The sequence below is a fragment of the Pseudarthrobacter sp. J1763 genome, from assembly GCF_050490295.1.
Taxonomy (GTDB): domain Bacteria; phylum Actinomycetota; class Actinomycetes; order Actinomycetales; family Micrococcaceae; genus JBNPEO01.
Genome location: NZ_JBNPEN010000011.1, coordinates 1 through 23,554 on the forward strand (window position 1 = coordinate 1; position 23,554 = coordinate 23,554).

The following is a 23,554-nucleotide window of genomic DNA, read 5'->3' on the forward strand; positions in this document are numbered from 1 at the left end:
GGCTCTTCGCAGTTGAGGGTGTAGTCGAGGGTCGGCGGCTGGTTCGTGGATAGACGTCGAGGTCTTCCAGGATGGAAGTTCTCACACTGCCCATCTGCCGGAAGACCTCGACTTGCACCACCCTACGTTCGCGACCCCTGACCTCACCACGTTCTGCCGTCTCGATGAGCTCGGCCTCGAAGCCATCGGCCAGTTGATCGAGCCCGACCGGGCGGTACTCGAGTGCCGCGTCGTTGACGATGACCCGTGGTGTCGGAAGTGCGGCGCCGAGGGCGTGCCGCGCGACACCGTGACGCGTCCGCTCGCGCACGAGCCGTTCGGGCACCGGCCCACGACGCTGCTGGTGCGGGTGCGCCGCTACCGGTGCGGCCACTGCCGCCGCACCTGGCGGCAGGACACGACGAACGCGGCGGCGCCGCGGGCGAAGATCTCCCGCGGCGGGGTCGGGTGGGCGCTGAAGGCGATCGTGGTCGACCACCTCACCGTCTCCCGCGCCGCGGCAGGCCTGGGTGTGTCGTGGCACACCGCGAACACCGCGATCCTCGCCGAGGGCAAGCGGCGGCTGATCGACGATCCGGCCAGGTTCGACGGCGTCACCACGATCGGCGTCGACGAGCACGTCTGGCGTCACACCCGGTTCGGTGACAAGTACGTGACCGTGATCATCGACCTCACGCCCGCCCGCAACAAGACAGGTCCCGCACGGCTGCTGGACATGGTCGAGGGTCGGTCGAAGGCGGTGTTCAAGCAGTGGCTCGCCGCCCGGCCCAAGGAGTGGTCGAAGCAGATCGAAGTGGTCGCGATGGATGGGTTCAGTGGGTTCAAGACCGCCGCGTCCGAGGAACTCCCCGACGCGGTCCCGGTGATGGATCCGTTCCATGTCGTCCGGCTCGCCGGTGACGCCCTGGACCGGACCCGGCAGAGGGTTCAGCAGGACACTCTCGGGCACCGCGGTCACGCCGGGGACCCGCTCTACGGGGTCCGCCGCACCCTCCACACCGGCGTGAGCTTCCTCACCGAGAAGCAGACCGCACGGCTGGACGCGGTGTTCGCGGTCGAGGAGCACGTCGAGGTCGAAGCGACCTGGGGCATCTACCAGCGCATCGTCGCCGCCTACCGCGAACCCGACAAGAAGAAGGCGAAGGAGATGATGCGGTCGGTGATCGATTCCGTCAGCAGCGGCGTCCCCGCGATGCTGGCCGAGATTCGCCGGCTCGGTCGGACGTTGAAGCAGCGCGCCGCGGACGTCCTCGCGTTCTTCGACCTGCCCGGCACGAGCAACGGTCCGACAGAGGCGATCAACGGCCGACTCGAGCACCTCCGCGGCTCCGCGCTCGGCTTCCGCAACCTCGCGAACTACACAGCCAGGAGCCTGCTCGAGGCCGGAGGTTTCAGACCCTCGCTACACCCTTGATTCCGAAGAGCCGTCAAACCACGGATGCCGGAACAACTCAGGCTGGTGGAACTGACCTAGGTTCCATTCTGGGTGGCTTGTTGGGCGGAGGTCAGGGTGCCTCCACCGGTAGTGGCGCCGGCGGTGGGGTGCTTGGTAGCATCCTCGGTTCCCTTGGCGGAATGTTCGGCGGTGGCAGTGGTAGTGCTGCCCCGGGCCAGGCCAGCCAAGGCGGATTTGGGGATATTTTGGGCAACATCCTTGGCGGTGGCCAAGCGCAAGGTTCCTCACAACAAGCCCAGGACCAGAGCACGTCCGTTGACCCCAACTTCTCCGATCAAGACACTCAGACGCCGACTACCCCGGAGCAGTCGGAGGCACCTAATGGCGCAGACCTACAGCCGGGTGAGGTGATCAACGTTGATCTTCCCGAAGGCGATCCTGCGCCAACTAAGGATCAGCAGAACCAGCAGGGCGGTCTTGGTGGTTTGCTCGGCGGACTTTTCGGCAACAAATAGCCGCTGAAGTCACAGGTGCTGAGGTAACAGGCGCTGAGGTAACAGGCGCTGAATGACGTAGCACTAGGAACCATAAAAGACGCCCTTGCTGAAACCCAGAAGTTCTGGTTTCAGCAAGGGCGTTTTTTGCCTCGACTTGTGCTCGTGACAAAAGATCTAAACAGCCAATAGCCGAGAATTTAGTGAGCTGCAGGCTTGCGACGGTAGAGCCAGATGAGTCCAATAATCGGCAAGAGCAGCGGAACGTATCCGTAGCCCTGACCAAAGCCTGACCAAACAGTTTGGTGCGGGAAGGCCACAGAGTCGGCGATGCTCAAGAAACCCACAACAAGGACGCCGAGCAATTCGACGATCAGTGCCACCAGCGAAACTTTAAACCAGTTTGTACCGGCTTTGGCTAAGGAGATTGTGGCAACGATGTACACGATCGCCGCGAAGGCCGAAAGCGAGTAGGCCACGGGAGCTTCGCTGAACTTGGTAGCGATTTGGTAGCCGGCGCGCGCTGTGGCGGCGAGGGCAAAAATCCCATACACGGCAATCAGTAGACGGCCTGGTCCGGTGTTTCGGGTGTTAGACACAGCCTGACCACTCTCTGCCTTGTTGGTCTCCGGCTCGGTGGTCTCCGGCTTGTTGGTCTCCGGCTTGTTGCTCTCTTGCTTGCTGGCGGCGCTGTTGTGGTGCTCCATAGCTTGTTCTTCCTGCATGCCTAGTACCAGATCTGATTCATACGCGCGGCCATCACCAGCGAGTTGATACCCACCGCCGCCAAAACAAAATTGCTCCACCGGGTGCGTTCAAGGACTGCCCAATAGACAGCCGCAACGGGAACCAGCAGCGCTGTGAGCATGTAACCCCAGAACTCCCACTGTTCCCCTGCGATGTGCTCCCCCGCAATGGAACGGACAATTGAGCCCACCAAATAAACGAACATGCTCAGTTCTACAGCCACAACAGACAACAGCGTGACGTCGTTGGGGGCCTTGCGCATAATGCCCGCCCCAAGACAAATCAGAGTGGAGCACAGTCCGACGGCGAGAATGGCATAAAAATAACCGTCCACTTAGTTTTTTTCCTCCGTTGCGGACGAACCACCGTTGCCGGGTTCAAAAACAAGTACCGGCTTGGCATATTTGCCGGAATCAGCCAACAAAGCAATGAGCGTCCCGTCCGGTGCAAAAGCAGCCACAGGCTCTTCCGCCGTAGACACCTTTGCATCGCTACTTGAATCAGCCGATGCTGCGATTCGGCGGCCAAAGGAGAGCTCCGTGACTTCCTCGGCAGTGAGAATTCGGTTAGGCATCAGTGCACGAGCAGCGTCAGACATATCAAGGAGCTTGAACTCCTCTGCTAGCTCTTCAAGAGTGCTTGCCTGCTCGATGCTGTACGGCCCAACATGGGTGCGGCGTAGTGCCGTCAGGTGTCCACCGACGTTCAGCGCCTGCCCCAAGTCTCTGGCCAAAGCCCGGATATAGGTTCCCGAAGAACATTCAACTGTGACATCCAGGTCAACAACGTCTTCTCCATCAGGTCTGGTGAAGGAATGGAGTTCAAATCGGTGGATGGTCACCGGGCGGGCTGCCAGTTGCACTTCTTCGCCAGCACGCACGCGTGCGTATGAACGTTCGCCGTTGACTTTGATGGCACTCACGCTGCTGGGTACTTGTTGGATCTCGCCACTGAGTACGGCAATCTGCGCCCGGACCGCTTCTTCGGTGATATTCACCGTGGAGGCTGAGGAGGTGAACTCGCCCTCGGCGTCGTCCGTGATGGTGCTCTGCCCTAAACGAATGGTGGCGGTATATGTTTTGGTAGTGCCGACGATGTAGGTCAACAATCGAGTTGCTTTGTTGACTCCAATCACCAGGACTCCGGTGGCCATGGGGTCTAGCGTTCCGGCGTGGCCCACCTTGCGAGTGCCGGCCAGCCGCCGCATCCTCGCCACCACGTCATGGCTAGTAAAGCCCTGCGGTTTATCAACGATTACGAGTCCAGAAAGCACGCCTTCCAGTATAGGTGCACAGGCCCGGGAGCCTGCGCACCTATAAGCCTGGAAGGAATGTACCGACTAAGGCAGAACTAGGAGCGCGGTGATTCTGCGCTTTCTTGGTCCTCGTCGTCGTCCTCGTCGTCCTCGTCGTCAAAGTCAGCGTCATCGATGGCGGACTTGTACGGGTCTGCGTCGCCTGCGTGCACGGCACCAGCGGCTAGTTGAGCCAGCTCGGCGTCGCGTTCCTTGGCAACCCGGAGTAGAGCTTCAAGGTTGGATGCGTTGACCGGGATCTCGTCAGCCACAAACTCAAGGGTTGGGGTGAGACGAACCGTAATGTTGCGTCCTACTTCGCGGCGCAAAATGCCGGTTGCTTTGGTCAATGCTGCTGAGGCGTCCTGTTGGGCTGTTTCGTCGCCGAAAGCCGTGTAGTAAACCGTTGCGTGCTGCAGGTCATTGGTCACACGTGCGTCCGTGATGGTGACGTTGAGAACTCGTTCGTCCTTAACCACCTTGCGAAGTGCCTCGGCAACTACAACCTTGATACGTTGCGCCAGCTTCGCGGCGCGGGCCGGATCGGCCATGATTCCTCCTGGGAAAACTAATTCAATGAGATACGCCACGGCGGGGCCGCAGGAAAAATCCCGCGGCCCCGCACGTGGTACTACCGTTCACTCTTGTGGCTCCAGAGCCTTTAGACGCGCGGCTTTTCGCGCATCTCGAAGGTCTCGATGATGTCGCCCTCGTTGATGTCGTTGAACGAACCAAGACCGATACCACACTCGAAGTCCGTGCGGACCTCAGTGGCGTCGTCCTTGAAGCGCTTGAGCGTCTCCACCGTGAGGTTGTCACCGATGATCTTGCCGTCACGGCTGATGCGGGCCTTCGTGTTACGGCGGATAACACCCGTACGCACGATGGAACCGGCAATGTTGCCGAACTTGGAAGAGCGGAATACCTCGCGCACCTCGGCAGTACCGAGCTGAACTTCCTCGTACTCAGGCTTGAGCATGCCCTTGAGTGCAAGCTCAATGTCATCGATGGCCGCGTAGATGACCGAATAGAAGCGCATGTCAACGCCTTCACGGTCAGCCAAGTCAGCAACACGCTCAGCAGGCTTGACGTTGAAGCCGATGATAACGGCGCTGTCCACTGTTGCCAGGTTGACGTCGTTCTGCGTGATGGCACCAACACCGCGGTGGATAACGCGCAACTGCACGCCTTCTCCAACGTCGATCTTGAGCAATGCGTCTTCCAAGGCTTCCACGGCACCGGAAACGTCACCCTTGAGGATGAGGTTAAGGGTGTCGATCTTGCCATCAGCAACAGCCTGATCGAAGTCTTCAAGGCTGATGCGCTTACGACGCTTGGCCAGTGCTGCGTTACGGTCAGCGGCTTCACGCTTTTCAGCGATCTGACGTGCCGTGCGCTCGTCACCGGTCACAAAGAAGGTGTCACCTGCACGCGGGACATTGGACAGACCCAAAACCTGCACCGGACGCGAAGGACCGGCTTCGGAGATGGCGCTACCGTCGTCGTCGAACATTGCACGAACGCGGCCGTGAGCCGTGCCCGCAACGATCGTGTCACCAACGCGCAAGGTACCGGACTGAACCAGAACGGTTGCAACAGCACCGCGGCCCTTGTCCAAGTTCGCCTCGATAGCAATACCGCGAGCGTCCTTGTCCGGGTTGGCGCGCATGTCCAAAGCGGCATCTGCGGTGAGCAGAACAGCTTCGAGCAGCTCGTCGATGTTCAGGTTCTGGCGAGCAGAGACCTCAACGAACATGGTGTCGCCACCGTACTCTTCAGGAACCAAACCGTATTCGGTCAGCTGACCACGGACCTTATCCGGGTTAGCGCCTTCCTTATCGATCTTGTTCACTGCCACAACGATCGGCACGTTAGCTGCCTGCGCGTGGTTGAGGGCTTCAACAGTCTGAGGCATAACGCCGTCGTCCGCTGCAACCACCAAAATGGCGATGTCAGTAACCTTTGCACCACGAGCACGCATAGCAGTAAACGCTTCGTGACCCGGAGTATCGATGAAGGTGATCTGACGGTCTACACCCTCGTGAGGAGTGGTGATCTGGTAGGCACCGATGTGCTGGGTGATACCACCGTGCTCGTCTGCAACAACGTCAGAGTTGCGGATGGCATCAAGCAAGCGAGTCTTACCGTGGTCAACGTGACCCATCACGGTAACTACTGGAGGACGAGCCTCAAGTTCTTCATCGCCTTCAGCCTCAAGCTCAGCATCGAAGTCGATGTCGAAGCCGGAGAGCAATTCGCGCTCTTCGTCCTCAGGGGAAACAACCTGAAGCTTGTAGCCGAGCTCTTCACCCAAGAGGGCAAAGGTCTCTTCGTCCAAGGACTGGGTGGCAGTTGCCATCTCGCCCAAGTGGAAAAGCACTGTCACCAATGCTGCGGGGTTTGCCTCGATCTTGTCAGCGAAGTCAGTGATCGAGGAACCGCGGCGCAAACGCACCACAGTGTTGCCATCGCCGCGGGGTACGGATACTCCACCCAGCGACGGAGCACTCATCTGCTCAAGTTCCTGACGCTTTGCGCGCTTGGACTTGCGCTGCTTACCGCGACCTGCGCCACCCTTACCGAAGGCGCCCTGGGTTCCGCCGCGACCGCGACCACCCTTACCGAAGCCACCGCCTGCCGGAGCGCCGCCACCGGCACCGGGAGCTCCACCCGGAGCTCCGCCTGGCCGGCCCGGTCCACCCGGGCGTGCACCCGGACGGCCTGCGCCAGCCGGAGCCGGACGCTCGGTACGGTTCGGCATCATGCCCGGAGTAGGACGGTTTCCGCCAGCTCCACCGGGACGGTTTCCACCGGCACCAGCAGGACGAGGTCCACCAGCGCCTGCGGCGGGACGAGCACCAGCCGGACGCGGTGCACCTGGACGAGGTCCACCGGCACCAGCAGCGGGACGGGGACCACCGGGGCGTTCGCCTTCGTTGCGTGAGCCACCCGGACGCGGCATACCCTGCGACTGAGCGAAGGGGTTGTTACCGGGACGAGGTGCACGCTCGGAATCGCGGCCGCCACGGGGCATGCCCTGTGAGGTTGCGAAGGGGTTGTTACCGGGACGGGGACCGCCCGGACGCGGAGCCCCACCCTGACGGGAGGACTCGGAATTGCGTGGGTTTTCGTTGCGGCTAGGAGCCTCTGCTGCCGGACGCGGCGCCGGACGTGCGCCGGGCTTGGCGCCCGATGCGGCCGGTGTGCTCGCAGCGGGGGCTGCGGGGCTAGGCGATACTGCTGGGGCGCTGCTGGAGGCTGCCGGGGCAGGCGCTGCAGGGCTGGAGGCAGCAGGTGCCGCAGGGGTTGCCGGCGCACTTGCAGCCGGCGTCGCCGGGCGTGCCGGTGAAGGCGCCGACTTGGGTGCTGCCTTTGCAGCGGCGGGTGCAGCTGCTGCACCCGGGTATGCGTCGCGAAGTTTCTTCACAACGGGTGCCTCGATTGTTGACGAGGCGGAACGAACGAATTCTCCCAACTCTTGCAGTTTAGCAACTGCGTCTTTGGAAGTTATGCCGAGCTCTTTGGCGAGCTCGTGTACGCGGACCTTGGCCACATTTCTCCTGTCTCGGTCCGCACCGAGCCAGGCACGAACCGTCTAATACTTACTGCGACCCTTCACCAAATTGTTGGCAAAAAGGGTCTTTGCAGAGCGCAACAAAGTTGTCATCGTTGCTTACTCATCGCTGGGAACTCATCGGGTTTCCATCAGATTTCAGACCCGCTTTCAGGTTGGACGGTTCTTACGGACTCGGCAGGTGCCGGGTCTGCAAGTAATTCTTGTGCCAAGAACTCTTGGACGGCCTTGACGTCTGAAACCCCATTAAGGGCCCGGGCGAAAGCTCGTTTTTTGTTTGCCAAAGCAAAACACTCTTGGCGGGGATGCAGCCATGCTCCCCTTCCGGACATACGACGGCGGACGTCCACAGTGATCGCGGAAGAATCCGAATCACTATTGACGGCTACAAGTCGAATGAGCCGATGCTGAGCCTCGCGACCACGGCAACCAATACAAGTCCGTTCAGGCGATGTCACTTCTTCAAGCACACTTGCCGCCTTGCGCGAACTCTTGGGCACTAATGGCCCTACATTGGATACCGGCCGGGGAACTCAGCCTCAACCAGTCTAGCGCTTGTTGCACTAGCGCCCGAATTGATGAATTAGGACGTGGGCGATAAAAACGGGCCCTAGCCGCTGGACTAGGACCCGTTTTTAGTAACTACTCTGGCTTGGCCACCGCGGCGTCAGAGACAATATCAATGCGCCAGCCGGTCAACTTGGCTGCCAGCCGGGCATTCTGCCCCTCTTTGCCGATCGCCAAGGAAAGTTGGTAGTCCGGGACTACTACTCGAGCAGAGCGAGCCGCCTCATCAATAATGGTGACGGAGTTCACATGTGAAGGTGAAAGCGAGTTGGCAATGAATGTTGCCGGGTCGTCGCTGAAGTCAACAATGTCGATCTTCTCGTCGTTGAGCTCAGTCATTACTGCGCGGACGCGTGAACCCATTTCGCCAATGCAAGCACCCTTGGCATTGATGCCGGGGGTCTTAGCTTTAACAGCCATTTTGGTTCGGTGTCCGGCTTCGCGTGCCAAGGCAACGATCTCTACAGACTTGTCAGCAATTTCCGGAACTTCCAATTCAAAAAGCTTGCGAACCAAGCCAGGGTGCGAGCGTGACAGGGTGATGGAAGGACCCTTTTGGCCACGGCGAACGTCAACAACGAACGCACGCAAGCGGTTACCGTGGATGTACTTTTCACCAGGAACCTGCTCGGGCGGTGGCAACAGGGCTTCAACAACACCGAGGTTAACCTGCACCATGTGCGGGTTGTGCCCCTGCTGGATCTGACCGGCAACGAGTTCACCTTCGCGGCCCTTGAATTCGCCAAGAACGTTGTCATCCTCTACATCGCGCAAGCGCTGCAGAATGATCTGACGAGCAGTGCTCGCAGCAATACGGCCGAAGCCAGCCGGAGTGTCCTCGAACTCACCGATTTTCTCGCCGTCGTCGTCGATTTCAGCGGCCCAAATGGTGACGTGACCGGTCTTGCGATCCAGCTCAGCGCGAGCTAGTTCGAAGGCACCGGAGGTCTTGTGATAGGCCACCAAAAGTGCTTGTTCGATGGTGGGGATGAGCATGTCCAGCGGAATTTCGCGTTCTCGCTCTAGGAGCCTCAACGCGCTCATGTCAATATCCATTAGGCCTCCTCAGAAGCAAGGTTGGGTTCTTCAATCAGCTCGTCCTCGTTGAGGTGGCTGAATTCGACTTCTACTTTTCCGCTACGAATGTTCGTAAACGGGATACTCGTGGCTTCGCCTTGTTTGGCTTTCATGCCTTTTTTGACTTCAATTTCCGGGATAACCGTGACGTTGCTGTCGGCGACCGAAACGATACGGCCCAACAACTTCTCGCCCTCTACTAGGTTGATCCGCACCATACGTCCCTTGGCTCGGCGCCAGTGGCGAACTTCGGTCAGCGGACGGCCCACACCCGGGGAAGAAACTTCCAAGTCATAGGGCTGGCCGTCATCGTGCGGGTCATTGTCTAGTGCCTCGGACAAAACTCGAGAGACCTCGGCGATAGCGTCCAAGCTCACGCCACCGGTCTCTTCTTCAGGCAAGTCCACCACTACGTGAACCGTGCGATTGGTTCCGCCGGTGTGGATGATGACGTCTTCAAGAAAAAGACGCTGGGCCAGCACGGAAGGCTCAAGCAATTCTCTGAGGCGGAGTGATTCGGCAGCGGTGGTGCCGTTTGCCCCGGATTCTGCGTCGCTCATTGGTCGGCCGCCTCCCATGTTGATTAGTTGTGTATATACACTATCGAGAATCTGGGCCACATGGTGCATGGAAAGTGTCAGCGGGTGTGTGACGTTCATGGCATCATCGATTCTTGTGAATACCACTGCAAGCAACAAGCGCCGCTTCGCTCTATGGAAGTGCCTTGTTCTTTTTGCGTCGGTTGCCATGGTTACGGTGAGTGTTGGCACCTTCCTCACCCGCCCGGCTCATCCTCTTGTTGAGCCACTTTCCACTCCAGAAACACAACGTTTGGCGGCTTTGAACGAGTCCCGCGAACTCAGCCTCGAGAGCCGCGCATGGGCGCAGGACAAGTCAACGGCGTTGGATGCCCTGACGCGCTCCTCGTGGCAAGAGATGGCAGATTTGCTCGAGGTCCAGGCCCGCGCATTGCTCCATCCCAATGGTCCCGAGTTTGATCAGGAACGATTTGACGCTGGATTAGAAAGCAACGGGTCCACACCAAGCCCCACCGCTTTTGCCGCCAAATACAAGACCCCCGGTGAACTTGTGGTGGCCATCCGCAATTCCGGAGCCAATTTGCTCAAGGAATCATTGGGCCAAGAACCAGGAATGGCGCGGACCTTCGCTTCTGCCGGTGTTTCGAGATCTTTTGCCTCGGTAACGCTGGCGAAACTGGCCAAACTTTCAAACGTCAGTGACCCACGTTTTGCAGGCTTCACTAAAGTTCCGGCGTGCAGCGGAACCCCAGTGGCGGCACCTGCAGCTACGGGTGCCGCGGCTGCCATTGCTTCGGCGGTGCAAAGTGAACAACGCAGCATTTATCTATACCAAGTGGCACTCACCCGGTTGGCACCAGAAATGCAGAATTACGCCCAGAAAGGCTTGACCGCACACCAAGAGACGCTCCAGCAAGCACTCGCTCTGGCCACGGCGCAATGTGTTATCCCCTCCCCCGCTCAGCCGGGCTACGCCTTGCCGTCCGGCTTCACTGCAGACCCAGTCCAGGGCTTGGCCGGTGTAGAGAAAGCCGCTTTGGAGCCTTACGTCGACGCTGTGGCGCTCTCCGAGGGCAGCACCCGGGAATGGGCGGAATCAATTTTGTATGCGAGCTATCAGCGCAGCAGTGCTTGGGCCGGCACACAAGAAGCACTCCCCGGGCTGAATGTGGATGTCAAATCTTTGCCAGCTCTCCCTAGCTTTGGGCCATAGCGATGGCTGCCTCTGGAGAGACCGCACGATGGGCCTGAGTACCATCCCGATCCCCGATTCTTTCTCCCGCCGGATCTCCCGGATCAGCGGCGGACGGGATTGGCTTGCCCGGGTACCGGAACTGGTTGAGGCTCGCTTAACCGAGTGGGACCTTGAGCTTGCTTTGGTTCCGGGTCAGCTGCCGTGGAACGGTCACGGGGCGTTGGTGGTTCCGGTAAAAGAGAAAAGGAACGACGACGACGGCACCGCAGTTTTGAAGATCGCCTTCCCGCATGCTGAGGCCACGGTAGAGGCAGCAGCTTTGCGCTTGTGGGGCGGCAACGGATCCGTGCGCTTGCTGCGCGAAGACCCAGCGTCCTGCACCTTGCTCCTTGAACGCCTTGGCGCCGAGTCGTCACTCCAAAAAGCACCGATGGACCTGGCGGCTCAGGTGTGGGGCGGCTTGGTACGCCAGCTATCGCTGGTGCCGGATCACCGGCCTGAGTGGAACGAATTTGAGCACATTGCCGCTTTAGCCGAGCGATTCAGTGACGAGCTCCCCGCCGATTGGGAGATGCTGGGCAGACCTTTTCCGCGCTGGCTACTCGAGGCGGCGTTGGAGGTTTGTCAGACCCGGGGTGCCGTGGGCAGGCGCTTCAGCAAAGACGTACTAGTCCATACAGATTTCCACTATTTGAACATTCTGGCCCGGGTTCAGGACTCCGGCGGCCCGGCCGTAGAGGACTATCTCGCAATAGATCCCCAAGCGATGATCGGTGAAGCAGAATTCGCCGTGGCGCCGCTTTTGTGGAATCGAATTGGTGACCTCAGCCCAGCTGGCCCCGAGGCTGCTCTAGTGGAACGCTGCGAAGTTTTTAGTCTGGTTGCCGGGCTTGATCCTGACGTTTCCAGGCAATGGGCAATAGTTCGCGAAGTGGAAAACGCCCTGAGCTACGCCTCGCAGCCCGCGCACCGTGGCGACTTTCAGCGATCCCTCTGGGTGGCCGGGACAATGGCTGGCCGGCAAGTCCCAGGCCTGCCCGCCGCGCTAACCCTGCCCGAGCCCGGCGAAGCCTAGTTTCCGTGGTGCTAATTGCCGTGGTGCTAGTTGCCGGGGGGCTAGTTCGTACAGGTGGCACCAGATGGTTCACTAGTGCCTAAAGTTTTCGTTCCAAACGTCATAGCCAAGCTTGATGATGAGCGCGGCAACCACCAGCAAAAAAACTACGCGTATAAAGCGGCTGCCCTTACTGGCTGCGGTCCGTGCACCAAGGTATCCCCCGGCCATGTTTGCGGCACCAAGGAGCAAACCTAAACCCCATAAGAGCGAGCCGTGCGGCAAAAAGAACAGCAGTGCTCCCGCGTTCGTGGCCATGTTGACGATTTTTGCCTTGGCGCTGGCTTCCATAAAGGCGTATCCCATGGCAGTCACCAAAGCGATCACCAAAAAGGAGCCGGTACCCGGTCCGATCAAACCGTCATAAAAACCGATCGCCGCCCCAATCAGGCACGCCGTGAGGTAGTGCCGTTGTCCAGTATGGCGGAGCGAGGTCAGCTCCCCCAGCTGCGGTTTTAGCGCAGTAAAAAGTGCGACGGCGATCAGAGCCACCACAATGATCGGTTTGAAAACGCTCGAGGGCAGGTTGGCAGCCAAAGAGGCGCCGGCGAAGCTGCCCACTAAGGCCACTAGCGCCATGGGGACAGCCGTCTTAAGGTCAGGTTTGACCCGCCGATAATAGGTGATGGCGCTGGTGGTGGTACCGAAGATGGAGCCCATTTTGTTAGTGGCCAAAGCCTGAACGGGGCTAATCCCTGGCACCATCAACATCACAGGTAACTGGATGAGACCGCCGCCGCCCACCACCGCGTCGACCCAACCAGCCGCAAACCCCGCCAGAATAATCAGGATCAGGGTGAGCGGCTGGAGGGTTTCGAGTCCAGAAATCACTAGCTACGGACGGCGCGAATCACGTATTCCACTGCTTCGGCAAAGGGTACGTTCTCAGCTACGCCACTGCGACGATCCTTGATCTCAACAACGCCGTCTGCCAGTCCCTTGCCCACAGCAAGAATCGTGGGCACACCAACCAGCTCAGCATCGCCGAACTTAACCCCCGGAGACACCTTGGGGCGGTCGTCATAAATCACTTCAAGGCCAGCTGCGTTGAGCTCGGTAGCAATCTGCTCAGCTGTGTTGAAGATTTCTTCGCCTCGGCCAACAGCCACAACGTGAACATCAGCAGGTGCCACGGAACGCGGCCAGATCAGGCCACGATCGTCGTGGTTAGACTCGGCCAGTGCTGCCACCGCGCGGGTGACACCCACACCGTAAGAGCCCATGGTGACCACTTGCTGCTTTCCGTTTTGGTCTAAGACTTTGAGCTCAAGCGCCTCGGCGTATTTGCGACCCAGCTGGAAAATGTGACCCATTTCGATGCCGCGCGCTGTTTCAAGCGGACCGGATCCGTCCGGAGCAGGGTCACCGTCGCGCACTTCAGTGGCTTCAATAACGCCGTCCCATGTGAAGTCACGGCCAGCTACGAGACCAAAGACGTGCTTACCGGCCGCGTTGGCACCGGTGATCCATGAGGTTCCAGAAACCACCCGTGGGTCTACCAAGTAGAGGAGTTTGCTGGCCGCTTCAGCACCGAGCAACGGTGCGTCTAGGCTCAGTCCCGGGCCAATGTATCCCTTAACCAAAAGCTCCTGCTTTTTGAGGTCTTCCTCCGAAGCAGCTTCGATGCCTACTTCCCCACCAACTTCGAGGAACTGAGAGATGTTGGCCTCAACCCGCTTGAGATCCACTGCGCGGTCACCCGGAACACCGATAACCACCAGCTGGCGAGTGCCCGTCGGTAGCGTGACGGCAAGGACTACGTTCTTCAAAGTGTCAGCGGCAGTCCAGGCGCCACCGTCGGACTCTGAACGCGGTGCCAATTCATTGGCAGCGGCCACGAGCGTGTCAATCGTAGGAGTGTCAGGCGTTTCGCGAACCTGTGCTGCCGGTGCATTGGTGAAATCGATAGCGTCTGGAACCACAGTGGTGACTGCCTCAACGTTGGCTGCATAGCCTCCCGCGGAGCGCACAAAGGTGTCCTCGCCGATCTCGGTGGGGTGCAAGAACTCTTCGCTCTTGGAACCACCCATGGCGCCGGCCGTGGCGAACACAGGTAGCACCTCAAGTCCCAGACGCTCGAAGATCTTCAAGTAGGCGCCGCGGTGGGCGGCGTAGCTTGCGTCCAGTCCGGCGTCGTCGATGTCGAAGGAGTAGGAGTCCTTCATAATGAACTCGCGGCCGCGCAGTAGGCCAGCACGCGGACGCGCCTCATCGCGGTACTTGTTTTGAATCTGGTACAGGCTCAGCGGCAGGTCCTTGTAGGAGCTGTAGAGGTCCTTGACCAGGAGGGTAAAAACCTCTTCGTGGGTGGGCGCCAGCAAGTAGTCAGCGTCTTTGCGGTCCTTGAGACGGAACAGCCCCTCACCATATTCGGTCCAACGGTTGGTGACCTCGTAAGGTTCGCGAGGCAAAAGAGCCGGGAAATGTACTTCTTGGGCACCAATAGCGTTCATTTCCTCGCGAATGATGGCCTCGACTTTACGCAAAACGGCCAAGCCCAAGGGCAACCACGTGTAAATGCCCGGTGCAGCTCGGCGGATATAGCCAGCGCGAACCAAGAGCTTGTGGCTGGCCACCTCAGCATCCACAGGGTCTTCGCGAAGTGTTCGCAGGAACAAGGACGAAAGGCGAAGAATCACAGCAAGTATTCCGTTTCTTAGGGCAGGTCTGAAAAGTTGCCCGTTACACGGACACATTGACTTCAGTACTAATCTATCGGCTGGACTCCGGACGCGCCCAACCGGGAACAGCACAGCCCGGCGAACAGTCGCCTACGGCTGCTCTCCGGGCAGTGCTGGATATCAGGCCGGGCATCAGCGTCCGGCGAGAACTACTAGTACTTCGTTTTGCCTTCGAGCGCTACCAGAACACCGGCCACGGCGAAGAACTTGTCCTCGAAGTCTTTATCGAGTGCTTTAGCTAGATCTACGCTGACAGCCATTGTGTGTTCCTTTCTAGAGGGACCCACGCCTCATCGGTACGGTCAGCTTGAAAATACGTCAGCCACAACCTGGGCGGAAGAGTCCTTGACTGCCAATTTGCTGGGAATTACTCTTAATTCATCATCTGATGAATTATTTCTGGTGCCCTCGGCGAAGGAGCCTTCTATGGCACATGTAGCAATTCCCGCACCGAATTCGCAAGAACTCCCCCACACCTCCGGCGCGCCAGCAATCAACGTCACCGAACTAAAAGTCGCAAAAGGCCACCACCTCGGCTCCAGCCAACTGGACATCTTGCGCGGCCTATCCTTCAACGTCCCAGCCGGGCAGATCACAGGACTCTTGGGCCCCTCGGGCAGTGGCAAAACCACCCTGATGCGCACCATTGTTGGCGTCCAACGGCCCACCTCCGGCAGAGTCACCGTCCTGGGCCGGCCCGCCGGGGACGCCACCCTCCGGGACAGTGTGGGCTACGTGACCCAATCCGCCAGTGTGTATCCGGACATCTCCGTTGAAGCCAACGTTCGGTACTTCGGCACTATGCATGGCCAGAACAAGACGGACGCCTCAGAGGCGATTAACGCCGTCGGACTGGCGCCGTATAGCAAGCAGCTCACCGCTTCACTCTCCGGCGGGCAACTCAACCGCGTGTCTCTCGCATGCGCTCTAGTCTCTAAACCGCAGCTATTGGTTTTGGATGAACCTACCGTGGGGTTGGATCCGGTGCTGCGTGCGGAGTTATGGGAACGCTTTGCCGCCATGGCCGACGCCGGAACCACACTTCTGATTTCCAGTCACGTGATGGAGGAGGCAAGTCATTGTCAGCACCTTTTGCTCTTACGTGACGGACTGCTTCTTGCCCAACTCACCCCGGCCGAACTGGCCCAGAGAGGCCACAGCGAAGATCTGGAGCGTGCCTTTTTACGCATTATTCGCGAAGCAGAACCGAATGTGGAGTCCCAGCCGTGAACATTCGAATGACCCTGGCCACGGCGGGACGAGTACTCAACCAACTCCGGCATGACAGGCGCAGCATCGCACTAATTTTGGTGGTGCCAGCGCTCCTCTTGGCTACTGTGTACTTCCTGTACGAGAACGAAACCCTGCCACCGGGTCACCCCCGAACCTTTAATCGGGTGGGATTGATGATGCTGGCAATTTTCCCATTTGTGGTGATGTTCTTGGTCACCTCCATCACGATGCTGCGGGAGCGGACCACTGGCACCTTAGAACGCCTCCTCACCACACCTATCCACAAAACTGATCTCCTCTTCGGGTACGGGATCGCGTTCTCTTTGATGGCAGCACTCCAATCACTTGTTGCCTCCGCCGTGGCATATTGGGTCTTCGCGCTAGATGTTAAAGGCAGTCCGCTACTTGTGGTGCTGGTGGCTGTCCTCAATGCCATGCTCGGCGTTGCTTTGGGTCTGCTGTGTTCAGCGTTTGCTAGGACCGAGTTTCAGGCCATTCAATTTATGCCAGTTGTGGTCGTACCACAGATCCTTTTGTGCGGACTATTTGTGGCTCGCGACCAGATGAACTCCGTCCTTGAAGCCGTGGCCAACGTGCTTCCCTTGACCTTCTCAGTGGAGGCACTGCAGGAGATTGCGGCCAACACTGAGGCCACAGCACTGCTCTGGCGGGACACCTGGCTCCTTGCCGCGATCGCCGTCGGCGTTTTACTGTTTGCCTCACTGACGTTGCGCCGGAGCAGCAAATGACAGCAGAATCTACAGCGCGCAGAGGACGACGGCGAGGCGTTGGCGATACGCGCGAAAAGATCACAGCGTCCGCGGCGCGCTTGTTCGCGGAGCACGGCTTCGAGGGAACCAGCCTTCGGGCTGTGGCGCGGGACGCCGGTGTAGATGCGGCGATGGTTCACCACTATTTCGAGAGCAAAGAACAGCTCTTTGCCCACAGCATCAAACTTCCCATAGACCCCGAGCAAGTGTTCTCGGTACTAGTGGAGGTGCCGTTTGAGTTGCGGGGCGAGGCTGCCGTCAGGGCGGTGTTGCGGCTGTGGGACGGGCCAGCCCAGCACACACTGGTGGCTTTTTTACGGGGAACTCTAGGCTCCCGCGCTAGGACGGCCCTGATGCGGCAATTTGTGGTGCAATCAGTCCTGAGCCGGTTGATAAAGGACGCACCGGGCAGTGACGCTGAGCGCGCGCTCCGGTCCAATCTTGCAGCCAGTCAGATTGTCGGTTTGATGGTGGCCCGCTACGTGGTGGGACTCGAGCCGTTGGCTTCAGCGCCGGCCGATCAGGTGATCGCTATGGTGGGGCCATCGGTTCAGCGGTACCTGACTGGAGAGTTGCCTGGTCTGCTCAGTTCACAGTGAACAGCACTGTGGCGAATGTTCCTTGCTGTGCGAACCCCACGCGTTGATAGGTTTTTAGTGCCCGGGTGTTGTAGTCATTCACATACAGACTCACTACGGGTGCCAGCTCCCGCGCGAGATGCACCACACCGGCCATAAATGCCGCGCTAAGGCCCTGCCCGCGATAGGTGGGGTTGAGCCACACGCCCTGAATTTGGGCAACACTGGCGGCTAATGCGCCGATCTCCGCTTTGAAAACTACGGTTCCCTCCGGGCTGATGAACGACATTGAATGGCCTTGGTTAATCAAGTACGCCACGCGTCTGGAATAGAAGTCGCCGCCAGTGAGTGGCGAGTAGCCAACTTCCTCCTCGAACATGGCCACGCTCGCTGGCAAAAGAACCGAAAAGTCGTCACGGTGGCTCATACGCACACGAGGGTCAGGAGTAACTTCCGTCTCTGCAGAAATCGTCATAAGCGGCTGACAATCGCGGATCTCCTTCACCAAATGTCCGCGCGCTTGCAGCTCACCGCCAATGGCTAAGGTTGCGCCCGCTGGCCCAAATACTGAGGCATAACGCCGCCCCGTTGCAGCCAGTTCATCAGCCAACTGCGCAGCGAATGCGGGATCAAAATTCAGCGGAACTATGTTGGCGCCCGCCCAACAGGCACCGGTGAGTTTTCCGGCGTCGAACGTTCCATAGATCCTGGCCCCGGAAAGGGGCCAGGGCGTCACAGCGTCATCAAGCTGGGTGAGGATAAAAACATTTGCCACCGGATCTTCCAGCGCAAGGGCGCGCAGCTCATCACGGTCCTCACGCCCCAAGAGCCGTAAGCGGGAAGGGTTCCATCCGGACCGGAACAGCTCCCCGCGTGCCGGATCCCTAGGAAACGGAAACCACGGGGCTGCCCGTGGCGGTGTTTTCGCCATCAGAATCCCCCATTTCCTCGGCAATGCGCATGGCTTCCTCGATCAAGGTTTCAACAATCTGATCCTCAGGAACAGTTTTGATCACCTCGCCACGAACAAAAATCTGGCCCTTACCGTTACCGGAGGCAACACCAAGGTCAGCTTCTCGAGCCTCGCCTGGGCCGTTCACAACGCAACCCATTACGGCAACACGCAAAGGTACTTCCATACCTTCCAAGCCAGCCGTAACCTGCTCAGCCAAGGTGTAAACATCAACCTGAGCACGCCCACAAGAGGGGCAGGAGACAATCTCCAGCTTGCGAGGACGCAAGTTCAAAGACTGCAGAATCTGGTTGCCCACCTTGATTTCTTCAACCGGAGGAGCTGAGAGGGACACACGGATGGTGTCCCCAATGCCCTTAGCCAACAGCGCTCCGAACGCCGTGGCGGACTTGATGGTGCCTTGGAAAGCGGGGCCAGCCTCGGTGACGCCCAAGTGCAAGGGCCAATCACCCTTCTCGGCGAGCATCTCGTATGCGGCAACCATCACCACAGGGTCGTTGTGCTTGACCGAAATTTTGAAGTCGTGGAACCCGTGCTCTTCAAAGAGAGAAGCTTCCCAAACAGCGGATTCAACCAAGGCCTCAGGCGTGGCCTTGCCGTACTTCTTCATAATGGACGGCTCCAAGGAACCGGCATTGACACCGATGCGGATGGAGGTTCCGTGGTCCTTGGCTGCCTGCGCAATTTCCTTGACTTGGTCATCAAATTTACGAATGTTTCCAGGGTTCACACGAACCGCTGCGCATCCAGCTTCGATGGCCGCAAACACGTATTTGGGCTGGAAGTGAATGTCAGCAATAACGGGGATCTGCGACTTCTTGGCGATGATCGGAAGGGCCTCTGCATCATCGGCTGATGGGCAGGCAACGCGCACAATGTCGCAACCGCTGGCCGTCAGCTCAGCGATCTGCTGGAGCGTCGCATTGATGTCAGTGGTGGGCGTGGTGGTCATTGACTGCACGCTAATGGGTGAATCCGAACCAACACCTACCGATCCAACCTTGATCTGGCGGGTTTTGCGGCGAGGCGCAAGTACGGGCGGTGGTGCTGCGGGCATTCCCAGGCTGACCGAGGTCACTGTGGCTCCTTGGGTTGAAGAAAACGTGGGAACCGGCCGTTGTTAAGCTTGGCGCGGCCAGTAGTTATTGCTGTGGAGTTCCTTAGGATGCGCTCGCGGCGAGCTGCCCAATAATCGGGTTCCACTCGCGCGATGAGGTGCGGGCTACAGCTCCAGCTTGCTGAAAGGGATCTTGACGAACCAGCTCTTCTAATTGCGGTTGATCCTCCACGGAGAACAGCAAAAGCGCACCAGTACCGTCTGTGTACGGCCCGGAAGCCAACAACAAACCTTGGTCCGCTTGGGCACTGAGCCAGTTGCGATGTGCGGGCCGGTGTTCATCCCGCAGTGCTGCGGTGGCGGAATCGTACTGGTAGTCCACGGCGAAAACAGTCATGCACTTAGCCTATATCCACCATGGGCCACTACCTTCAAAACTTCGGCGTGGGCTGCACCACCAATTGCGCCATGGGGCGTGCAAGCTAACCAGTATCACCTATCCCAACTAGCTCAGGAAGAGAACCTTGATCAGTGCCGTTGTCCCAGCAGCCCACAGCATGGAAGACAGTGTTCCGATGATAAATCGCTCGGATGCGGCGGGGGTTTCTTTGAGTTCAGCGAACCGACCTAGGCCTTTGATCGCCACAATGTAAGCGATGGCCACAGGCTGACCACCAAGGATTGCGAGGCTAACTGCCAACCGCTCCAAGACGCCGATAATCGCCCCGCCACGCAGAATCTGCTCGGAGTCCACAGCTGGTGCCGATTCTGCGGCGACCGTAGCGCCGTCGTCGTTTTGCACTCCTGGTTGGACCTCCTCTGCCGCTAGTTCCTGCGCGGCAGTATGCGTGTCAATGGTGCGGGCGAGCTTGAAGATCAGGGCCGTCACCGGCCACCCCACAAACCCCGCCACGATCAGAGCCACGGCAACCCATAATGCGGTCATTTAAGCTGCCCCTCCCGGCTCGCTGCGAATTGATCAGCCGTTGTTAGAAGCGCCGCTGCTGCTGGGCGAGCAGCTAGTTCTTCCGTAAGCGCTGCACGGCGCAGTGCCGTACTCACCGCTTGTTCGCTCATCTCTAAGGCCTCCGCTACAGCTTTTTGTTCCCCGTGGTGTCCCAGTGTGCCACGACGTACCTCAGCGAGGGCGTCAACAACGTTCCACTGCGAAGCCGTGCGGCGCTCGATGAGCTGGCCCAGCAAACGCAGGACTGCTTCGGCATGGGCAGCTTGCTGGGGCGCAGCATTGGAGACTACCGCGAGGGGAATATTTTTTGCCGCTGCTTTGGCTCGATCTACTGCGTGCCGGGCAGCTAAAAAGGCACTCCCCTGACCGGCTCTGGAGGACTCAGGCAGAGGCTCTTTAACCGCACCAATCCCGATGCCTACGTACCAGTGACCAGTACGCAATAGTTCAAGGGAAACCTCGACGACGGCACTTGCGTTTTGGAACACCGCTTGGATCTCGTCGCCAGCGGTGCGTTCAAAGGGCAAGAGCGCCGGAACGTTTTTGAGCTGCACTAGGACTTCAGGCACACGGTCGATGTCCTTTCCGCTCCCCCGCTGGTCCACCGTCATCACGAACATGGATCAATCATAGAAGACTGATTTCTAAATAATCCATCTTTTTAGGATGATTATCTAGAAATCATCCATATTTGACTGATTATTGCCGTCGCGGTCAGCTGTCGCTTCCGAGCCGTCTAAAAGATGTTTACCGGCTTAACGATGTCGGCATAGATCAGCAGGGCACTCATTGCCATCAAGGCAATAGCCACCACATAGGTCAGTGGCAACAACTTGGCAATATCGAATGGCCCCGGATCCCGTTTGCCGAACCACCGCGCGATCTGCCGGCGAGCACCTTCATAAAGCGCTCCCGCAACGTGACCGCCGTCGAGCGGCAAAAGCGGCACGAGGTTGAAGACAGCGAGCGCAAAGTTCAGCCCCGCGAGGATACCGATCAACGCTGCCAGACGCGTAGACACGGGGATGGTTTCCATCGCAGAGATCTCACCGGCAACTCGGCCCACCCCCACCACACTGATAGGGCCGTTAGGGTCGCGCGGTTCCGAGCTGAACGCGGCCTTTGCCACGCCTACTACTCGGGCTGGGAGATTAAATACGACGCCGGCGACTTGGCTAATCTGTTGGCCCGCCGCTGGTAGTACTGCTTCGGGCCCTTGGGGCACCATCGCTTGTGTGGGGCCAATACCGAGGAAGCCAACTTCGGCAGTTTTGGTGGTGCCGTCAGCGTTCTTTTGTGCTTGGCCATCGGAGCCTACAACGGGGCGCGCCGAGAGAACTGGGGTGACCGTGGTGTTGACTTCCTGACCATTTCGCAGGACCGAGATCTGCACACTGCGCCCGGCAGAGGCTCGAATCCATGACGTCAGTTCATCCCAGCCAGTGACAGTTTTGCCGTCAAAGGTTTTGATGGTGTCTCCGGGGAGAAGTCCGGCCGCGGCGGCAGGTGTAGGAACACAGGCCGACGAATTGGGGTCTACGGTCTCACCAGATTTCACCTGGCATTTGGACACGTCAGAGATGGTGGTGGTCGCCTGTGCCGTGCCAAATCCCATCAATAGCACTGCCGTGAGCACCAATCCGATCAGCAGGTTCATGGCTGGCCCGCCGAGCATGATGATGATTTTTTTCCATACCGGAAGTTTGTAAAAGACGCGGTTGTGGTCCTCTGGGCGCACTTCCTCATGCGCTACCGAGCGCGCCTCTGACGCTAGCGTCTGGAACATACCGGTACTTGAAGGCCGCACGCTTCCATCGCTCACGTTGGGCGGGTACATACCCACCATGGATACAAAGCCACCGAGCGGGACCGCCTTGAATCCGTATTCAGTCTCGCCCTTGCGCTTAGACCAGAGAGTTGGCCCAAAGCCGATCATGTATTTGGTGACCCGGACGTTAAAGAGTTTGGCGGGCAACAAGTGCCCCACTTCATGCAAGGCGATAGATAGGGCTATGCCTATGGCGACGATGAGTACACCAACGATAAAAAGAACTACGGCTGTCACTTAGCACCTGCATTGTGGGAGTCACTTGGATCAGAGGAGCTGTCCAAAATCTGATTGGCCCGGGCGCGGGCCCAACCTTCAGCTTCCAGCACCGACTCGACACTGAGCTGGGAGGAGCCTGAGTGTTCGCTCAACACGGCTTCAATGGTGTCCACAATGTCAGTAAAACGAATCTTGCCGGCGTGGAACGCGTAGACGGCTTCCTCGTTGGCAGCGTTGTACACAGCAGGGAAGGTGCTCCCCTGCTTTGCTGCGTCCTTAGCAAGGTCAACGGCGCGAAATGCAACAACATCGAGTGGTTCGAAGTGCCAACTGACTGCTTGGCTCCAATCACAGGCGGAAGCGGCTTTTGGCACACGATCTGGCCAGCCCAGGCCCAAAGCAATGGGGAGCCGCATGTCCGGCGGTGATGCTTGAGCAATGGTGGAACCGTCTACAAACTGAACCATGGAATGCACCACAGATTGTGGGTGGACCACCACATCAATGCGGTCCAGCGGAATGTCGAAGAGCAAGTGCGCTTCAATCACTTCCAGTCCTTTGTTGACCAGGCTTGCGGAGTTAGTGGTGACCATGGGGCCCATGTCCCACGTGGGGTGCGCAAGAGCTTGGGTAGGGCTAACGTTGTGCAACTGTTCACGGCTGAACCCTCTGAAGGGCCCACCGGATGCTGTCAAAATAAGTTTGTCCACTTCAGCGAACTGCCCGGACCGCAGACACTGTGCAATGGCCGAGTGCTCCGAATCAACTGGCACCAATTGACCTGGAGCCGCCGCGTCCTTGACTAGTGAGCCACCTACAATCAGTGATTCTTTATTGGCCAGCGCCAAGGTGGCCCCTGAGCGGAGCGCCGCCAGAGTGGGAGCCAAACCGATGGATCCTGTGATGCCGTTAAGCACTACATCTGACGGGATCTGTGCGATCTGCGTGGAAGCGTCAGCCCCGGCGAACAACTGTGGCTTATATCCGGTGATCCCTGCTTTGGCAGCCGTTGCGCTAATCAGCGCAGCGAGTTCACTCGCGTCCTGGGCGGATGTACCTACCGCTTGGGCGCGTGTATGCACTGCCTGAGAGGCCAGAAGCTCCAGGTTTCCCTGCCCAGCACTGAGCGCCACAACTTCAAACAAGTGTGGTGCACCATCCACCACGTCTATTGCTTGAGTACCAATGGAACCGGTGGAACCGAGAATCACAATCTTGCGCCGCATCATTAATCCAGTATCTCGCAATGCA

24 protein-coding genes are annotated in these 23,554 nt (G+C 58.8%); 7 read left to right on the forward strand and 17 right to left on the reverse strand.

Annotated features, from left to right (window positions below; genetic code table 11):
* Positions 1 to 112: 112 nt before the first annotated feature.
* Complete coding sequence (locus tag ACQQCD_RS10910) at positions 113 to 1,414, forward strand: ISL3 family transposase (RefSeq protein ID WP_364275828.1); 1,302 nt, start codon at positions 113 to 115, stop codon at positions 1,412 to 1,414.
* On the forward strand, positions 1,411 to 1,911 hold the full coding sequence (locus tag ACQQCD_RS10915) for a hypothetical protein (RefSeq protein ID WP_430268412.1): 501 nt from the start codon (positions 1,411 to 1,413) through the stop codon (positions 1,909 to 1,911). Before ACQQCD_RS10910 ends, ACQQCD_RS10915 begins: the two co-directional genes overlap by 4 nt.
* 179 nt (positions 1,912 to 2,090) lie before the next feature.
* Here the strand turns inward: ACQQCD_RS10915 and ACQQCD_RS10920 are convergent, their stop codons facing one another.
* From ACQQCD_RS10920 to rimP, 8 genes are all read right to left on the reverse strand, one after another.
* The gene (locus tag ACQQCD_RS10920; RefSeq protein WP_430268413.1) at positions 2,091 to 2,615 is read right to left on the reverse strand and encodes a hypothetical protein; all 525 of its coding nucleotides are present in this window, start codon (positions 2,613 to 2,615) and stop codon (positions 2,091 to 2,093) included.
* A gap of 2 nt (positions 2,616 to 2,617) precedes the next feature.
* Positions 2,618 to 2,971 carry a hypothetical protein gene (locus ACQQCD_RS10925; RefSeq protein ID WP_430268414.1) on the reverse strand — a complete coding sequence of 118 codons (354 nt, stop codon included), beginning with the start codon at positions 2,969 to 2,971 and terminating at the stop codon, positions 2,618 to 2,620.
* Complete coding sequence (truB, locus tag ACQQCD_RS10930) at positions 2,972 to 3,910, reverse strand: tRNA pseudouridine(55) synthase TruB (RefSeq protein ID WP_430268415.1); 939 nt, start codon at positions 3,908 to 3,910, stop codon at positions 2,972 to 2,974.
* 77 nt (positions 3,911 to 3,987) lie between these two features.
* Positions 3,988 to 4,482: a 30S ribosome-binding factor RbfA gene (rbfA, locus tag ACQQCD_RS10935; RefSeq protein ID WP_430268416.1), complete on the reverse strand. Its 495-nt coding sequence runs from the start codon at positions 4,480 to 4,482 to the stop codon at positions 3,988 to 3,990.
* A 110-nt stretch (positions 4,483 to 4,592) separates the two neighbouring features.
* Positions 4,593 to 7,484 (reverse strand): translation initiation factor IF-2, encoded by a 2,892-nt coding sequence (gene infB, locus ACQQCD_RS10940; RefSeq protein ID WP_430268417.1) that lies wholly within the window; start codon positions 7,482 to 7,484, stop codon positions 4,593 to 4,595.
* Positions 7,485 to 7,636: 152 nt separating this feature from the next.
* Positions 7,637 to 8,005, reverse strand: a complete 369-nt coding sequence (locus ACQQCD_RS10945) for a YlxR family protein (RefSeq protein WP_430268418.1) — start codon at positions 8,003 to 8,005, stop codon at positions 7,637 to 7,639.
* A gap of 142 nt (positions 8,006 to 8,147) precedes the next feature.
* The gene (nusA, locus tag ACQQCD_RS10950; RefSeq protein ID WP_430268419.1) at positions 8,148 to 9,128 is read right to left on the reverse strand and encodes a transcription termination factor NusA; all 981 of its coding nucleotides are present in this window, start codon (positions 9,126 to 9,128) and stop codon (positions 8,148 to 8,150) included.
* Positions 9,128 to 9,709, reverse strand: a complete 582-nt coding sequence (gene rimP / locus ACQQCD_RS10955) for a ribosome maturation factor RimP (RefSeq protein WP_430268420.1) — start codon at positions 9,707 to 9,709, stop codon at positions 9,128 to 9,130. Before rimP ends, nusA begins: the two co-directional genes overlap by 1 nt.
* Before the next feature lie 115 nt (positions 9,710 to 9,824).
* Between rimP and ACQQCD_RS10960 the strand changes: the two genes are divergently transcribed.
* Together ACQQCD_RS10960 and ACQQCD_RS10965 are read left to right on the forward strand one after the other, a co-directional pair.
* On the forward strand, positions 9,825 to 10,901 hold the full coding sequence (locus ACQQCD_RS10960; RefSeq protein ID WP_430268421.1) for a DUF4439 domain-containing protein: 1,077 nt from the start codon (positions 9,825 to 9,827) through the stop codon (positions 10,899 to 10,901).
* 28 nt (positions 10,902 to 10,929) lie between these two features.
* A complete protein-coding gene (locus tag ACQQCD_RS10965) occupies positions 10,930 to 11,958 on the forward strand; it encodes an aminoglycoside phosphotransferase family protein (protein WP_430268422.1) in 1,029 nt (342 codons plus the stop codon).
* 72 nt (positions 11,959 to 12,030) lie between these two features.
* Here the strand turns inward: ACQQCD_RS10965 and ACQQCD_RS10970 are convergent, their stop codons facing one another.
* Positions 12,031 to 12,828, reverse strand: a complete 798-nt coding sequence (locus ACQQCD_RS10970) for a sulfite exporter TauE/SafE family protein (RefSeq protein ID WP_430268423.1) — start codon at positions 12,826 to 12,828, stop codon at positions 12,031 to 12,033.
* A complete protein-coding gene (locus tag ACQQCD_RS10975) occupies positions 12,828 to 14,636 on the reverse strand; it encodes a proline--tRNA ligase (protein WP_430268424.1) in 1,809 nt (602 codons plus the stop codon). The genes ACQQCD_RS10970 and ACQQCD_RS10975 overlap by 1 nt, the downstream gene beginning before the upstream one ends.
* Before the next feature lie 468 nt (positions 14,637 to 15,104).
* Between ACQQCD_RS10975 and ACQQCD_RS10980 the strand changes: the two genes are divergently transcribed.
* The 3 genes from ACQQCD_RS10980 to ACQQCD_RS10990 are packed head-to-tail and all read left to right on the forward strand — an operon-like array spanning position 15,105 to position 17,280.
* Complete coding sequence (locus ACQQCD_RS10980) at positions 15,105 to 15,908, forward strand: ABC transporter ATP-binding protein (RefSeq protein ID WP_430268425.1); 804 nt, start codon at positions 15,105 to 15,107, stop codon at positions 15,906 to 15,908.
* Between the two features lie 8 nt (positions 15,909 to 15,916).
* The gene (locus tag ACQQCD_RS10985; protein WP_430268491.1) at positions 15,917 to 16,660 is read left to right on the forward strand and encodes an ABC transporter permease; all 744 of its coding nucleotides are present in this window, start codon (positions 15,917 to 15,919) and stop codon (positions 16,658 to 16,660) included.
* The gene (locus ACQQCD_RS10990; protein ID WP_430268426.1) at positions 16,657 to 17,280 is read left to right on the forward strand and encodes a TetR family transcriptional regulator; all 624 of its coding nucleotides are present in this window, start codon (positions 16,657 to 16,659) and stop codon (positions 17,278 to 17,280) included. Before ACQQCD_RS10985 ends, ACQQCD_RS10990 begins: the two co-directional genes overlap by 4 nt.
* Here the strand turns inward: ACQQCD_RS10990 and ACQQCD_RS10995 are convergent.
* From ACQQCD_RS10995 to dxr, 7 genes are all read right to left on the reverse strand, one after another.
* On the reverse strand, positions 17,267 to 18,190 hold the full coding sequence (locus ACQQCD_RS10995; protein WP_430268427.1) for a GNAT family N-acetyltransferase: 924 nt from the start codon (positions 18,188 to 18,190) through the stop codon (positions 17,267 to 17,269). The two genes, ACQQCD_RS10990 and ACQQCD_RS10995, sit on opposite strands and share 14 nt — an antisense overlap.
* A complete protein-coding gene (ispG, locus tag ACQQCD_RS11000) occupies positions 18,144 to 19,310 on the reverse strand; it encodes a flavodoxin-dependent (E)-4-hydroxy-3-methylbut-2-enyl-diphosphate synthase (RefSeq protein WP_430268428.1) in 1,167 nt (388 codons plus the stop codon). Before ispG ends, ACQQCD_RS10995 begins: the two co-directional genes overlap by 47 nt.
* A gap of 82 nt (positions 19,311 to 19,392) precedes the next feature.
* Complete coding sequence (locus tag ACQQCD_RS11005; protein WP_430268429.1) at positions 19,393 to 19,686, reverse strand: YciI family protein; 294 nt, start codon at positions 19,684 to 19,686, stop codon at positions 19,393 to 19,395.
* A gap of 108 nt (positions 19,687 to 19,794) precedes the next feature.
* On the reverse strand, positions 19,795 to 20,235 hold the full coding sequence (locus ACQQCD_RS11010) for a hypothetical protein (protein ID WP_430268430.1): 441 nt from the start codon (positions 20,233 to 20,235) through the stop codon (positions 19,795 to 19,797).
* A complete protein-coding gene (locus ACQQCD_RS11015; protein ID WP_430268431.1) occupies positions 20,232 to 20,876 on the reverse strand; it encodes a MarR family transcriptional regulator in 645 nt (214 codons plus the stop codon). Before ACQQCD_RS11015 ends, ACQQCD_RS11010 begins: the two co-directional genes overlap by 4 nt.
* 116 nt (positions 20,877 to 20,992) lie before the next feature.
* On the reverse strand, positions 20,993 to 22,321 hold the full coding sequence (locus ACQQCD_RS11020; RefSeq protein WP_430268432.1) for a M50 family metallopeptidase: 1,329 nt from the start codon (positions 22,319 to 22,321) through the stop codon (positions 20,993 to 20,995).
* Positions 22,318 to 23,532 carry a 1-deoxy-D-xylulose-5-phosphate reductoisomerase gene (gene dxr, locus ACQQCD_RS11025; protein WP_430268433.1) on the reverse strand — a complete coding sequence of 405 codons (1,215 nt, stop codon included), beginning with the start codon at positions 23,530 to 23,532 and terminating at the stop codon, positions 22,318 to 22,320. Before dxr ends, ACQQCD_RS11020 begins: the two co-directional genes overlap by 4 nt.
* Between the last annotated feature and the right edge of the window lie 22 nt (positions 23,533 to 23,554).